The organism is Dongia sp. P2_B8, from assembly GCF_056404715.1.
In genome coordinates this window covers 1,243,546-1,258,138 of the sequence record NZ_JBFUDM010000003.1, presented here as the reverse complement: position 1 = coordinate 1,258,138, position 14,593 = coordinate 1,243,546, and the positions used below count along the sequence as shown (strand labels likewise).

Here is a 14,593-nt window from a genome sequence, read left to right as displayed (position 1 = left end):
TTCGTCACATCTCGTTGGTACCCGATCTCCTGACCAAGCAACAATATCGGGGATAAACATCATGACGAGATTCGCGCGCCGATTTGGTATGGTTTCGTTGTTCGCTTTGATGCTGACCGGCATCGCCCACACTAAAATTGCTTTGGCCGAGGGTCCTGAGATTTTCACCAGCGATGATCCAGCCCTGCCGCTGGGCACGGTGCAGACCGGCCCCACGGCCCTCAAGCTCAGCCGCGGCATCGGCAGCGCGCTCTTTCACATGAAGGGCGATCCCGACAATGTGTTCTATTCAGTGACCGACCGCGGCCCGAACATCGATTGCGCGGAAACCGAGGAACTGATCGGTGCCGACTTCAACAAGATGTGTGCCGGCGACAAGAGTGCCAAGCTGTTTCCGATCCCGACTTTCGTGCCCTCGATCCAGCGCGTTGAGCTTGGCTCCGACGGCAAGTTCACCATCAAGGAACTGATCCAGATCAGCGATGCGAACGGCAAGCCGATCACGGGCCTGCCCAACCCGCTGAAGGTCGCCAAGACGGAACATGCCTATGACAAGGATGGCAAGGAGATCGGCTTCGATCCCAACGGCCTCGACACCGAGGGCCTGGTGCGTCTCTCCGATGGCAGCTTCTGGCTGTCTGACGAATATGCGCCGAGCCTGGTGCATGTGGCAGCCGACGGCAAGATCATCGAGCGCCTGGTGCCCAAGGGCTCGGAAGGCGACTTTGCCGCCGCCACCTACAAGATCAGCGGCACCCTGCCGGCGATCCTCACCAAGCGGCAGCTGAACCGCGGCATGGAAGGCGTTGCCATCTCGCCGGATGAGAAATTCCTCTATGGCCTGATGCAGAACCCGCTCGCCAACCCGGATGCCGATGCCTACAAGAAGGCCAAGTCAACGCGCATCTTGAAAGTGGATGCGGCGACCGGCCAGCCGGTGGGCGAGTTTGTCTATCTGCTCGACGACCATACGACTTTCAAGGATGACAAGAAGGCCGACAAGCAATCCGACGTGCGTCTGAGTGAAATCTCGGCCGTCGGCCAGGACAAACTCGTCGTCCTTGAGCGCATCGCCAAGACCACCAAGCTCTATCTGGTCGACCTCGCCAGCGGCACAGATATTCTCGGCACCGCCTGGGATGACATTGCCACGGCGCCCAGCCTGGAACAGGCCGATCTGGCCGCCGCCAGCGTGAAGACCCTGCCCAAGACCCTGTGGTTTGACAGCAGCGCGCATAAGGGCATTCCGGCCAAGATCGAAGGGGTGGCGTTCGTCGCACCAGACACGCTGGTCATCATCAACGATGATGATTTCGGCATTGATGGCGCCAGCACGACCAAGATCGTCCGCCTGAAGCTGGCTTTGCCGGCGATGTAAGGCGCCGAAATCCAGCTTGCTTTTGATGTCACCGCCCCCGACATTGACCAAAATGGTCAATGTCGGGGTTTTTCATGTCTGGACCGCTCGCCGGTATTCGCGTTTTTGATCTCAGCCGCATTCTTGCTGGCCCTACGGCGACACAGATCCTGGGCGATCTCGGCGCCGATGTGATCAAGATCGAGCGGCCAGGTGCCGGCGACGATACGCGCAAATGGGGCCCGCCTTTCGTCAAGGACAAGGACGGCAAGGACACTCACGAGAGCGGCTATTATCTGTCGATCAACCGCAACAAGCGCTCGGTCACGCTCGATGTCTCGAAGCCGGAAGGCCAGGCACTTGCCAAGCGCCTGATCGGCCGCTCCGACATCTTCGTCGAGAACTTCAAGGTCGGCGACATGGCGCGCTATGGCCTTTCCTACGAGCAGATCAAGTACGATTTCCCGCGCCTCATCTATTGCTCGATCACCGGCTTCGGCCAGACCGGCCCCTATGCGCCGCTGGCAGGTTACGATTTCCTCGCCCAGGGGATGGGCGGCATCATGAGCGTCACCGGCGATCCCAACGGCCAGCCGACCAAGGTCGGTGTTGCCATCACCGACATCGTCTGCGGGATCTATTCGGTCGTGTCGATCCTCGCTGCTCTCCATCATCGGCAGATCTCCGGCCGCGGCCAGTTCTGCGACATGAGTCTCCTCGATGCGCAGGTCGGCTATCTTGCCAATATCGGCCTTCATTATCTGACATCGGGCGAGGTACCGAAGCGCCTCGGCAATGAACATCCCAACATCGTGCCCTATTCCGTGGTGCGCTGTGCGGACGGATTCTTCATCCTGGCGGTCGGCAATGACAGCCAGTTCGAGAAATTCTGCCAGTTTGCCGGGGTCCCTGGCTGGGCCAAGGACGAACGTTTTGTCACCAACCCCGCGCGGGTGCGCAACCGTGTGCTGATCTATGAAATGATCAATGCGCTGACCGAGCAGAAACCGCAGCAATATTGGATCGACGGCTTGAATGCGTTGGGCGTGCCTGTTGGACCGGTCAACAATATCGATCAGGTCTTCAAAGACCCGCAAGTGCTGGCGCGCGAGATGAAAATCTCCATGCCCCATGCCGCTGCCGGCTCCGGCCATGTCGATCTCATCGGCAGCCCGATCAAGCTTTCCGAAACCCCGGTCGATTATCGCCTGGCGCCACCGGTCTGCGGCCAGGACACCGATGCGGTCCTACGCGAACTGCTGTCGATGGAAGATGATGAGATTGCGGGATTGAGGGAACGGAAGATTATTTGAGGGCATTCTGTGTTCGCGGGAGATCGGCTTGCTACGGCTTGGCAGCTGCACCTGATCCCCGGGTCAAGCCCGGGGATGACGGTGTTACTAAATTCGTCATGCCCGGGCTTGACCCGGGCATCAGTTCGCGACTGAAGGCAAGAGCCACGGGAGAGAGATAAGCTTGGGCGGCTGGGTGTACATCGTCACCAACCGGCCGCAGGGAACGCTCTATGTCGACGTCACAAGCGATCTCGCGCGCCGCATTTGGGAACACCGTGAGTCCGTCGTCAAAAGCTTTACCTCTCGTTACAAATTGAAACTTCTCGTCCATGCGGAGTTTCATGACGATATCCGACATGCCATCCAGCGCGAGAAGAATTTGAAAGCTTGGTCTCGTGCCTGGAAGCTGGACCTCATCGAGAAAGAGAATCCCAATTGGGAGGATTTGTTTGAGAGATTACAGCGGTAGAAACTGATCCCCGGGTCAAGCCCGGGGATGACGACATAAAATACGCCGTAAGCCGTCATGCCCGGGCTTGGCCCGGGGATCGGTTGGCGACTGAAGGCAGAAGCCACAGGAGAGAGCAAACTTGGCTGGCCGGGCACGAGGCCGCCGGTTGGTCTTCGTTTGACCATCCGGACAGGCTCATCAAGGGCCAGAATTAGTCGGCCAGAATCATCACCAGAATCGTTGACGGGGGGCCGGACGGCACTATGATGCCGCTTCAAATGAGCGCCGAGATCCGCACGCCCAATCCCTTCTTCCCCCACAGGCATTTGTTGGGCATCGAAGGGCTTTCCGCCGACGAAATTGAGCGGCTGCTCGACCTTTCCAACCGTTATGCCGACATGACCAAGGACGATGCCACTGCCCGCGCCCTGCTGCGCGGCCGCACGGTGATGAACGTCTTTTTCGAAAACTCCACCCGGACACAGACCAGTTTTGAATTGGCCGCCAAGCGCCTGGGGGCCGATGTCACCAACATGTCGGTCGGCACCAGTTCGGTCAAAAAGGGCGAGACCCTGCTCGACACGGCCATGACCTTGAACGCCATGCGGCCGGACGTGATGATCGTGCGCCACCCGGATTCCGGCGCCATCAACCTGCTGTCACAAAAGGTCGACGGCGCCGTGATCAATGCCGGCGACGGGCGCCATGAACATCCGACCCAGGCATTGCTTGATGCGCTGACCATCCGCCGGCGGCTCGGGCGCCTGCAGGGACTGCTGGTCGCCATTTGCGGCGATATCCTGCATAGCCGTGTGGCGCGCTCGAATATCCATCTGCTGCTGAAGATGGGCGCCCGCGTCCGCGTGATCGCGCCCACCACCCTGCTGCCGTCAAATATCGACCGCATGGGCGTGGAAGTGTTTACCGACATGCGCAAGGGCTTGAAGGACGTCGACATCGTCATGATGCTGCGCCTGCAACTGGAGCGCATGCAGGGTGCCTATGTGCCGTCCGTGCGCGAATATTTCCACTTCTTCGGCCTCGATTACGAGAAGCTGTCGGTGGCCAAACCCAATGCGCTCATCATGCATCCCGGCCCCATGAACCGCGGTGTCGAGATCGATTCCGAAGTGGCCGACGACATCAACCGTTCGGTCATCCGCGAGCAGGTCGAGATGGGTGTGGCCGTCCGCATGGCCTGTTTGGATGCGCTGACCCGCGGTATCGTGGGGCAGAACCGATGAACAGCCCGACGATTACCAAAGCCGGCACAAAGTCCGGCGGCCCGCTGCTGCTGGTCAATGCCCGCATCGTCGACCCTGCCGCCAACCGTGACGAGCGCGGTGGCATCCTGGTCGAGAGCGGCCTCATCGCCGATATCGGCCCGCAGGTGACCAAGCAGAACGCACCGGAAGGCGCGGAAATTATCGATTGCAGCGGCCATGTGCTGATCCCGGGCCTTGTCGACATGCGCGTCCAGCTGCGCGAACCTGGCGACGAGCATCAAGAAACCATCGCCACCGGGAGCCTGGCTGCCGCAGCCGGTGGTGTGACCAGCATGGTCTGCCTGCCCAATACCCACCCCATCATCGATGACGTATCCGGCGTTGAGTACATCGCCCGGCGTGCGCGCGAGACCAAGCGCGCCAAGATCTATTGCTATGGGGCGCTGACCCGCGGGCTCAATGGCCACGACCTCGTCGAAATGGGCATGCTGTCGGAGTTCGGGGCGCTGGGCTTCACTGATGCCTTGAATGCCGTGGCCGATGCCCAGGTCATGCGCCGCGCCCTTTATTACGCACGCACGTTTGATCTCCTCATCGTGCAGCACCCGGAAGACCCGAGCCTTGCAGCCGGTGGCGCCATGAACAATGGCGAGTTGGCGACCCGTATCGGCCTGCCTGGCATTCCCGCTTGTGCCGAAGTGATGATGATCGAGCGCGATCTCCATCTCGTGCGCATGTCAGGCGCGCGCTATCACGTGGCCCATGTCTCGACCGCAGCTGCCGTCGAGGCGATCCGTCAGGCGAAGAAAGAAGGGCTGCGCGTCACCTGCGACACCGCCCCGCCCTATTTTTCCTTGAACGAGAATGAGATCGGCGATTACCGCACCTTTGCCAAACTGTCACCACCCTTGCGGGGCGAGAGCGACCGCCGTGCGATTGCAGCCGCAGTTGCCGAAGGTGTGATCGACTGCATCGCCAGCGACCATGCGCCCCACGATGTGGAGAGCAAACGCGTGCCGTTCGTGCAGGCGGCAGCCGGCATCGTCGGGCTCGAAACCCTGCTGCCAATCAGCCTTGAGCTCTATCACAAGGGTTCGCTGTCGCTCCTTAATCTGCTGAAATGCCTGACCAGCCGGCCGGCAGAGATTCTGGGTCTGCCGCAGGGGCATCTGGCCAAGGGTGCGCCGGCGGATATGGTTCTGATCGACCTCGACAAGCCGCGCCGCATCGATGTCGCCAGCTTCAAGAGCAAGTCGAAGAATTCGCCCTATGACGGCAGGCCGGTACAGGGAATGGTCTTGAAGACCTTCGTCGACGGCCGCCTGGTGTTCGCCGCGGAAGGGCCAAACTGATGAAAAGGTTGGCATAATGGATCCAGTTGTCGCCGACCTGCCGGCCTGGACTTACGCCGCAGCTGCGATCCTTGGCTATCTGCTGGGCTCGATCCCGTTCGGCCTGGTGCTGACCAAGGCCGCGGGTCTGGGCGACATCCGCCAGATCGGGTCGGGCAATATCGGCGCCACCAATGTGCTGCGGACCGGCAACAAGCCGCTGGCTCTCGCCACACTGCTGCTGGATGGCGGCAAGGGCGCCATCGCCGCCCTGGTCGCCGCACATTTCTCGCCCCTTCTTGCCGTTATTGCCGGTGCCGCCGCCTTGCTTGGCCACCTTTTCCCGGTCTGGCTCAAATTCAAGGGCGGCAAGGGTGTGGCCACCACGCTGGGCACCCTCATCGCCATCAATTGGATGGTCGGGATTGCGGCCTGCCTCACTTGGCTGGCGGTCGCTTTTGCACTCCGCATCTCCTCGCTCTCGGCGCTGGTCGCCGTCGCGCTCGCCCCGCTCTATGCCTATGTCCTCGGCACCGGCCCGCAAATCGTCTTTGCCGCCTTCGCTGCAGCCCTGGTCTGGATCCGCCACCGCGAAAACATCGCCCGACTGTTCAAGGGCACCGAGCCCCGGATCGGGAAGAAGAAGGCCGGATAGGGCACCGCGCCCATCAGTTGTTGTTCACGGTTGATTCTCATCTAATCATCTTTTAGGCTCCCGCGCATGGAGCAGAAACTGCGTGCCCTCACCGACGCCGAACGCCTCGACTGGCTACGCCTTGCGCGCAGCGACAATGTCGGACCGGCGACCTTTCGCCGACTGATCCAGCGTTTCGGGTCGGCCAAGATCGCCCTTGAGCGCCTGCCGGACCTGGCTCAGCGCGGTGGGCAGCGCGGTCCCTATCGCGCCTTTCCCCTGGCCGCTGCCAAGGCGGAACTGGCCCGGCTCGCCGCCCTGAATGCCCGCGCCATTGCCTGGGTCGAGCCCGACTACCCGGCCGCCTTGCGCGCCGTTGAGGATTCGCCCCCGGTGATCACCGCGCGGGGGCGCTTCGAGCTGCTGACCCGCCCCGCCCAAGTGGCGCTGGTGGGCGCCCGCAATGCATCGGCCAACGGGCGGCGCTTTGCCCATGACATGGCCCGGGAGCTGTCGGCGGCCGGGCTGGTGGTCGTCTCCGGCATGGCGCGCGGCATCGACGGGGCGGCGCATCTGGGGGCGCTCACCGGGCCGGGCAGCACCATCGCGGTCCTGGCCGGCGGGGTCGACGTGCTCTATCCGCCGGAGCATGCCAACCTGTTCGACCGCCTCGCCGTTGACGGACTGATCGTTGCCGAAATGCCCCCCGGCGCCGAGCCGCAGGCCAGGCACTTTCCGCGCCGCAACCGGATCATCTCCGGCCTCAGTTTGGGGACCGTGGTAATCGAGGCGGCGCTCAAGTCCGGGTCCCTCATCACCGCGCGATTCGCCAACGAACAGGGGCGCGAGGTGATGGCCGTTCCCGGCTCACCCCTCGACCCGCGCTGTCGCGGCACCAATCGCCTTATTCGCGAAGGCGCCCTGCTGGTCGAGGATGCAGCGCAGGTTCTGGAGGCGATTAATGGGACAACAGGCCTAAAATCACCCTTGCCAAAAAACTTCAATTCCGATGCACATGATATTGATTCTGAAATAGAAAGTGGAACAGATAGTGTGCGTGCCGAGATCCTGACTTTGTTGGGACCCAGCCCGGTGGAGGTTGACGAACTGCTTCGGCAGTGTCATTGCTCCGCTCCCGTTATGGGAATGGTGCTGCTGGAATTGGACTTAGCGGGCCGCTTGGAACGTCACCCCGGCAATCGGGTTTCGCTGCTCGCCAAGGTCGCTTGACCACCTATATATACCGGCACCCCGGACCCGACGGATTGTTCGTGTCCACACTCTTTATCATCCCGAAAGCGGGTCCATGAAGGTCGTCGTCGTCGAATCTCCCGCCAAGGCTAAGACCATCAACAAATATCTGGGGGCTGAGTACAAGGTACTGGCGAGCTTCGGCCATGTCCGCGATCTGCCGCCCAAGGATGGCTCGGTCCGACCGGACCAGGACTTCGCCATGACCTGGGATTCTGAGGGGCGTGGCGCCAAGCAGATCAAGGAAATCGCCGCCGCCGCCGCCGGAGCCGACATGCTGCTGCTGGCAACCGATCCCGATCGCGAGGGCGAGGCCATCTCCTGGCACCTCCGCGAGGAACTCCGCGGCAAGAAGAGCCTCGCCAAGCTGCCGATGGCGCGTGTGGCCTTCAACGAAATCACCAAGAAGGCGGTCCTCGACGCCATCGCCAACCCGCGCGAGATCGACCAGGAACTGGTCGATGCCTATCTCGCCCGCCGGGCTCTGGACTATCTTGTGGGCTTCACGCTCTCCCCGATCCTGTGGCGCAAGATGCCGGGCAGCCGCTCGGCCGGCCGCGTGCAATCGGTGGCATTGCGTATCATTTGCGAACGCGAGGCCGAGATCGAGGCCTTCAAGGCGCGGGAATACTGGACCATCGAGGCGACCCTGTCAGGTCCCGATGGCCAAGCCTTCTCGGCGCGCCTCACCCATCTCAACGGGAAGAAGCTCGACAAGTTCGATATCGGCGACAAGGCCGCGGCCGAAGCCGCTCTGGCCGCGGTCAAGGCCGGCGCCCCCTTCAAGGTGGCCCAGGTCGAGCGCAAATCGAGCCGGCGCAACCCCTACCCGCCCTTCATCACCTCGACCCTGCAGCAGGAAGCCTCGCGCAAGCTCGGCTTCGGCGCAGCGCAGACCATGAAGATCGCCCAGCGCCTCTATGAAGGTATCGAGCTCGACGGCGAGACGGTCGGCCTCATCACATATATGCGTACCGACGGTGTGAACCTCAGCCAGGAAGCGGTCGTCGCCGGGCGTAAGCTCATCGGCGAGCAATATGGCCAGAAATACCTGCCGGCTTCCCCGCGCATCTATAAGAGTGCCGCGAAGAACGCCCAGGAAGCCCACGAAGCGATCCGCCCCACGGACCTCTTCCGCCGCCCGGAACATGWGCGCAAATATCTGCGCGACGAGGAGGCCAAGCTCTACGACCTCATCTGGAAGCGGACGCTGGCCAGCCAGATGGAAAGCGCCGAGCTCGACAATGTCGCCATCGACATCGCTTCTGCCGACGGCAAGCAGGTTCTGCGCGCGACGGGCTCGGTCGTCACCTTTGACGGCTTCCTGACGCTCTATTCGGAAGACCGCGACGAGCCGGTTGAGGACGATGACAGCGAGCGCCGCCTGCCCAACCTCAAGCAGGGCGATGGCATCGCGTCGAAAGAGATCAAGCCGGAGCAGCATTTCACGCAGCCGCCGCCGCGCTATTCCGAAGCCTCCCTCATTAAGCGGCTGGAAGAACTCGGTATTGGCCGACCCTCGACCTATACCTCGATCCTCCAGACGCTTGAGGACCGCGCCTATGTGCGCCTCGACAAGAAGCGCCTGGTGCCGGAGGATCGCGGCCGCCTGGTGACCGCGTTTCTCACCAATTTCTTCGACCGCTATGTGCAATACGGCTTCACCGCGGACCTCGAAGGCAAGCTCGACGATATTTCCGGCGGCCGCGCCCGCTGGAAGGATGTGCTGGCCGAGTTCTGGAATGATTTCAGCCATCTCCATCAGGCGGAAGAAACCACCGGCGGCACACTGCCCTCGATGCAGGAAGCTGTGGCCTTCCTCGACAAGGGGATCGGCACGCGTTCGGTCGTGATCGACGTACTGAATGACGCCTTGGCGCCGCATTTCTTCCCGGACCTCGGCAATGGCAAGGCACCGCGCGCCTGCCCGGTCTGCGGCAATGGCGAGCTCGGCATCAAACTCGCCAAGAACGGCGCCTTCATCGGCTGCAACAACTACCCGGAATGCAAATACACCAAACCCTTAGCGGTGCAGACGGAAGAAGAGATCGCCGCAGGGTCGGCCGGTCCCGTCGAGTTCGGCAAGGATGCACAGGGCCGTAGCATCACGCTGCGCAAAGGCCCTTATGGCTTCTATGTGCAGCTGGGCGAGGCCGAGGATGGCGCCAAACCCAAGCGCGTGTCGTTGACCAAGGATCTCGACCCCAACGCAGTCAATCTTGAGATCGCAGAGAAGCTTCTCAGCCTGCCGCGCGTTGTTGGCCAGCATCCGGAGACGAGTAAGCCGATCATGGCCGGCATCGGCCGCTTCGGTCCCTACCTCAACCATGACGGCAAGTTCAAATCGATCCCCAAGGACGATGATGTTCTGTCGATCGGCATGAACCGCGCGGTCGAATTGCTCTCCCAGGAAAGCAAGGGCCGCGGTGGCCGTCAGGCAGCACCCGGCAAGGAAATCGGCAAGCATCCGGAAACGGGCGAGGCCGTGACCCTTCACGACGGCAAATACGGCCCCTATGTGAAGATGGGCGCCATCAACGCGACCCTGCCCAAGGCGATCGAACCCGCCGATGTCACGCTGACGGATGCCCTCGGCCTCATCGCCGCTCGCGCCGAGATGGCCGGAAATGGCAAAAGCAAGAAGAAAGCAGCCCCCAAGGCCGCCAAGAAAGCTGTCGCAAAAAAGGCCGTTGCCAAGCCGGCCGAGCCGAAGGCTGCGGTAAAGAAAGCTGCGATCAAGACGGCAGCAAAGCCGAAAGCAGCAAAGAAGGCCGTCAAAAAGACAGCCAAGAAAGCCGCGAAGTAAGCTTCACGCCTGCAGCGACTTCCCCGGGTCTGCTGCGTGGGCCGCAACCTCCATTCGGTAGAACCGCGCGCTGACGAAGCCGAACAGGGTCCAGCCAAGGAAGATGCTGAGACCACCCAGCATCAGGGCCTGTTCGCCTGCGCTGTAGAGTGCGTAGAAGCTGTAGACCGTGGCGATCATCGCCACCACGTTGGTCACCAACGCCTTTTGCGGCGGCACGCCGGAAACGTTCTGGATGGCTATAAGTGCTGCCATTGACATGACATAGGGAACGAGGTTGGTCACCACGGCGAGGTCGACTACCTTCTGGAACTGACTGCTGAGTTCAGGACTAATCGTCATCAGGGCGAGCAGACCCTGAGCTGCCAGAAGGATCAGCATGCCGACGATCGGTGTCCCGGATTTCGTGGCGATTTTGAAGATGGGCATGAAATAGCCGACATCGGCCGAGCTTTTGAAAACCTGGGCAACTGTGAACTGCCAGCCCAGGAGCGAGCCGATGCAGGCAATCACCATCAGGGCTGTCACGATATCGGCAATCAGCGGCGTGAACATGGTAGCGAAGGCGAGGCCGAACGGCGCATTTGAGGCGGCCAGATCCGCATTGGGTACGATGCCGGCGATGACGTTCGTAGAGACGATATAGACGATGGCAGAGCCGATGGTGCCGCCCATGACGGCGATCGGCACATCGCGTTCCGGATTTTCCACGGCATCGGCATTGGCGCAGGCAGATTCCAAGCCGAGGAATGCCCACAGCGTGATCGAGATCGAGCCACCGACGGCGGGCAAAAAATCCATGCCGTGCGGATTCCAGGCCGCGGCCCAAGTGCTGCCGCTGAACCAGAACCAACCGATGAGAGAGATCACGACAACCGGTGCGATGACACCCCAAACCGTGATCGCACCGATACGACCTGTGATGCGTGCGCCGCCGAAATTGGCAAAGGTCGTGATGCAGAGCAGGATGATGGTCCACAAACAGGTCTGGATTGGGCTCAATGTCACGCCAAAGAGCGCCGTGCCATATCCAACCGCCGTGATCGAAATGGCGACATTGGCGATCACCAGCGACAGGCCATACGTGTAGTTCGCCATGAAGTTGCCGCCCTTGCCAAAGGCATATTCGGCATAGCCGCCCATGCCACCAGGCTTGCGGCTGAGCATGCCGCAACGAGCAAAGGCGTAAGCCAGCGCCAGCGAACCGCCGGCTGTGATGATCCAGGAGAAGATCGAGATGGTGCCGACCTCGGCCAATTTGGACGGCAACAGAATGATGCCGGACCCCATCATGTTGACCGCCGTTAGGATGGTCAGCTGCCAGACATTCATCTTGTTTTGCGTGGCACTCATCTGAAGCTCCTTCCAATCGACTGGGCCAAAGACTTTGGGCCAACGGATTTGAGCTGGTCATGGACGAAGTGGCCTTGAGGTCTCAACGCATCGACGAAATGGCGCATCGCGCGCAGGGCGCCAGATATGTTTTGCGGCATTCTGCAATGCGGCGTTCCATGCGGCGGACGGAACAGCCTTTCACCTTGTGGCAAGATTATCAATATATGGCGAGCAACCACAGCGCGATTTATATATTAAGATATGGTCAGCGCCATTGCCTTATCAACTTAGGATTTCTCGCTCGATATGCCACACGGATGTTGCTCATCTGCCTTTCAATCAGGTTTCTTTCATTCCGTTACAGCACATCCACGGCGTGCATTTCACGAGAGCGAGGGATAGAGTCCGGGAACTGGCGAGTGCCGCTGCCTGGCAATGTATGTTGACGCGCAGCCTGGCTGCATCCGGGAGGTCGATGTCAGAACCTTGAACGCCTGAGATTTGAACGCCAGAAAATTGGACGCCTGACATCTATCTGGCCGACGAACATTCACGCAGGAGGTCAACATGCCCGCGAGTTCCTATCGTCTCTTCGGCCTGAAAACCCTGTTCGTCAATTCCGAGTTAAACGCCGACAATGCCGATGGGCGTGCCGCGCATGCGCTGGCCGAGGAGATGCGCGGGCGCGGTGTCGAGGTCGTCGCCGTAACCACCACCGAAGATGCCCGGCTGATCATAGACAACGATGCCGCCATCCAGGCAGCCTTGGTCGATTGGGATCTGCCCTCGGACGAGCAATATGGCCGGGCCATTGCGCTTCTCAAGGCGATCCGCGACCGCAATAGCAATCTGCCGATCTTCATCTGCGCTGATCGCAGTGTCGCCTCAACGATTCCGCTGCAATCGATGGACAAGTTCGACGATTTCATCTGGTTGACCGAGGATACACCGGCCTTCATCTGCGGACGCGTCATCGCCGCGATGGATCGCTACCGCAGCCAGGTGCTGCCACCCATGTTTCGGGCGCTGGTGGAATTTGCGCAGGAACATGAATATTCCTGGCATACGCCAGGCCACACCGGCGGCACGGCCTTCCTGAAGCATCCTGCCGGGCGCGCCTTCTTCGAGTATTTCGGCGAGAACATGCTGCGCTCGGACCTTTCCATATCGGTCGGTGAACTGGGCTCTCTGCTGGATCATTCGGGCCCCATCGGTGCCGGCGAAAGATACGCGGCACGGGTTTTCGGCGCGCATCGTACCTATTATGTCACCAACGGTTCATCGACCTCGAACCGTGTCATCTTGATGTCGAGCGTGACACGGAACCAGGTAGCGCTATGCGACCGCAACTGCCACAAATCGGCCGAGCATGCGATGACACTGTCGGGCGCCATCCCGACCTGGATGATGCCGTCGCGCAATGGTCTCGGCATCATCGGGCCGATCCCACCATCACGCCTGACGCCGGAAGCCCTGAAGAAGTCGATCGGAGAGAACGTGCTGGTGAAGCCGGATATGGATCCGACACCGCAACATGCCATCATCACCAATTCGACCTATGACGGGCTCTGCTACAATGTGACCTCGGTCGAGAAGCTGCTCGGCCAATCGGTCGACCGCCTGCACTTTGACGAAGCCTGGTACGGCTATGCACGGTTCAATCCCATCTATCGCGACCGCCATGCGATGCACGGCGACCCCAAGAACCACGACCCCAAAGGTCCGACCGTCTTCGCCACCCAATCGACCCACAAGCTGCTGGCGGCCTTGTCGCAGGCCTCCTACATCCATGTCCGCGATGGCCGGCGCCCGATCGCACATGCCCATTTCAACGAAGCCTTCATGATGCATGCCTCGACCTCGCCGAACTATGCCATCATAGCCTCGAACGACGTCAGTGCGGCGATGATGGACGGTTCATCCGGTCCGGCACTGACCGGTGAATCCATCCGCGAAGCAGTCGCTTTCCGCCAGATGGTCGCCCGACTGAACGCAGAATGCCGCACACAAGGCACCTGGTTCTTTAGCATCTGGCAACCGGACGAAATCAAGGACCCGAAGAGCGGCAAGAAAGTACCCTTCCATGCTGCGGCACCCGAGCTGCTGGCAAGCGACCCGTCCTGCTGGGTGCTGGAGCCGGGTGCTACCTGGCACGGCTTCCAGGGACTGGAAGGAGACTGGTGCATGTTGGACCCAATCAAGGTCTCCATCATGACCCCCGGAATGTCGCCGGACGGCAAGCTATCGGCAAGCGGCATCCCAGCCAACATCGTGACCGCTTATCTCCACCGCAAGGGAATAGAGGTCGAGAAGACGACCGATTTCAATATTCTGGTCCTGTTCTCGCTGGGCATCACCAAGGGTAAATGGGGCACGCTGGTCAGCAGCCTCGCTGATTTCAAGCGTGACTATGATGCGAATATTTCGCTGGAACGCGTCCTGCCCCACTTGGTCGAAGGATATGGTGCGCGCTATGCCGGGATGGGTCTCAAGGATCTGGCCGATGACATGTTCGCCAAGATCGGCGGCCTGAAGACCACCGCCAACATGTCGGCGGGGTTCTCGGTGCTGCCGCATCCCGATCTCAGCCCGGTGCAAGCTTATGAGCGTCTGGTGCGAAGCGACGTGGAGACTGTCACCTTGGAACAGATGGCGGGGCGAACTGCTGCCACCGGCGTGGTGCCCTACCCGCCTGGCATTCCGATCCTGATGCCGGGCGAGAATGCTGGGCCGGCCGATGGCCCGATCCTCGGCTATCTGAAGGCATTAGAGGCGTTCGACCGGTATTTTCCCGGCTTCACCCACGACACACATGGAGTCGAGGTGGAAGATGGGATCTATCGCCTCATGTGCGTGGCGAAGAAGTGATCCCGTGACGCTCTGTCACCGGATCACTTCCGCCATACT

At 61.0% G+C, this 14,593-nt stretch carries 10 protein-coding genes; 9 read left to right on the top strand and 1 reads right to left on the bottom strand.

Annotation, left to right across the window (positions count from 1 at the left end; all coding sequences use genetic code 11):
* The first annotated feature begins 61 nt into the window (after positions 1 to 61).
* The 8 genes from AC1DWZ_RS13400 (at position 62) to topA (ending at position 10,351) form a co-directional block, all read left to right on the top strand.
* Complete coding sequence (locus AC1DWZ_RS13400) at positions 62 to 1,378, top strand: esterase-like activity of phytase family protein (protein WP_477169397.1); 1,317 nt, start codon at positions 62 to 64, stop codon at positions 1,376 to 1,378.
* 74 nt (positions 1,379 to 1,452) lie between these two features.
* Positions 1,453 to 2,670, top strand: coding sequence for a CaiB/BaiF CoA transferase family protein (locus AC1DWZ_RS13395; RefSeq protein WP_477169396.1), 1,218 nt, complete (start codon positions 1,453 to 1,455; stop codon positions 2,668 to 2,670).
* A 163-nt stretch (positions 2,671 to 2,833) separates the two neighbouring features.
* Entirely contained in the window at positions 2,834 to 3,121 is a 288-nt protein-coding gene (locus AC1DWZ_RS13390; RefSeq protein WP_477169395.1) for a GIY-YIG nuclease family protein, read from the top strand.
* Positions 3,122 to 3,381: 260 nt separating this feature from the next.
* A complete protein-coding gene (locus AC1DWZ_RS13385; protein WP_477169394.1) occupies positions 3,382 to 4,347 on the top strand; it encodes an aspartate carbamoyltransferase catalytic subunit in 966 nt (321 codons plus the stop codon).
* A complete protein-coding gene (locus tag AC1DWZ_RS13380) occupies positions 4,344 to 5,681 on the top strand; it encodes a dihydroorotase (RefSeq protein ID WP_477169393.1) in 1,338 nt (445 codons plus the stop codon). The genes AC1DWZ_RS13385 and AC1DWZ_RS13380 overlap by 4 nt, the downstream gene beginning before the upstream one ends.
* 16 nt (positions 5,682 to 5,697) lie before the next feature.
* Positions 5,698 to 6,315, top strand: a complete 618-nt coding sequence (gene plsY, locus AC1DWZ_RS13375; RefSeq protein ID WP_477169392.1) for a glycerol-3-phosphate 1-O-acyltransferase PlsY — start codon at positions 5,698 to 5,700, stop codon at positions 6,313 to 6,315.
* 66 nt (positions 6,316 to 6,381) lie between these two features.
* Positions 6,382 to 7,524, top strand: a complete 1,143-nt coding sequence (gene dprA, locus AC1DWZ_RS13370) for a DNA-processing protein DprA (protein WP_477169391.1) — start codon at positions 6,382 to 6,384, stop codon at positions 7,522 to 7,524.
* A 76-nt stretch (positions 7,525 to 7,600) separates the two neighbouring features.
* Positions 7,601 to 10,351, top strand: coding sequence for a type I DNA topoisomerase (topA, locus tag AC1DWZ_RS13365; protein WP_477169390.1), 2,751 nt, complete (start codon positions 7,601 to 7,603; stop codon positions 10,349 to 10,351).
* A gap of 3 nt (positions 10,352 to 10,354) precedes the next feature.
* Here topA and potE read toward each other — a convergent pair whose 3' ends face one another.
* Positions 10,355 to 11,704: a putrescine-ornithine antiporter gene (gene potE / locus AC1DWZ_RS13360; protein ID WP_477169389.1), complete on the bottom strand. Its 1,350-nt coding sequence runs from the start codon at positions 11,702 to 11,704 to the stop codon at positions 10,355 to 10,357.
* A 549-nt stretch (positions 11,705 to 12,253) separates the two neighbouring features.
* Between potE and AC1DWZ_RS13355 the strand changes: the two genes are divergently transcribed.
* A complete protein-coding gene (locus tag AC1DWZ_RS13355) occupies positions 12,254 to 14,554 on the top strand; it encodes an Orn/Lys/Arg family decarboxylase (RefSeq protein ID WP_477169388.1) in 2,301 nt (766 codons plus the stop codon).
* Positions 14,555 to 14,593: the final 39 nt, after the last annotated feature.

What these genes read in the sequence shown, in the direction of transcription:
- AC1DWZ_RS13400 (WP_477169397.1), top strand. Translation starts at nt 62, where the DNA reads ATGACGAGATTCGCGCGCCGATTTGGTATGGTTTCGTTGTTCGCTTTG.
- AC1DWZ_RS13395 (WP_477169396.1), top strand. Translation starts at nt 1,453, where the DNA reads ATGTCTGGACCGCTCGCCGGTATTCGCGTTTTTGATCTCAGCCGCATT.
- AC1DWZ_RS13385 (WP_477169394.1), top strand. Translation starts at nt 3,382, where the DNA reads ATGAGCGCCGAGATCCGCACGCCCAATCCCTTCTTCCCCCACAGGCAT.
- AC1DWZ_RS13380 (WP_477169393.1), top strand. Translation starts at nt 4,344, where the DNA reads ATGAACAGCCCGACGATTACCAAAGCCGGCACAAAGTCCGGCGGCCCG.
- plsY (WP_477169392.1), top strand. Translation starts at nt 5,698, where the DNA reads ATGGATCCAGTTGTCGCCGACCTGCCGGCCTGGACTTACGCCGCAGCT.
- dprA (WP_477169391.1), top strand. Translation starts at nt 6,382, where the DNA reads ATGGAGCAGAAACTGCGTGCCCTCACCGACGCCGAACGCCTCGACTGG.
- potE (WP_477169389.1), bottom strand. Translation starts at nt 11,704, where the DNA reads ATGAGTGCCACGCAAAACAAGATGAATGTCTGGCAGCTGACCATCCTA.
- AC1DWZ_RS13355 (WP_477169388.1), top strand. Translation starts at nt 12,254, where the DNA reads ATGCCCGCGAGTTCCTATCGTCTCTTCGGCCTGAAAACCCTGTTCGTC.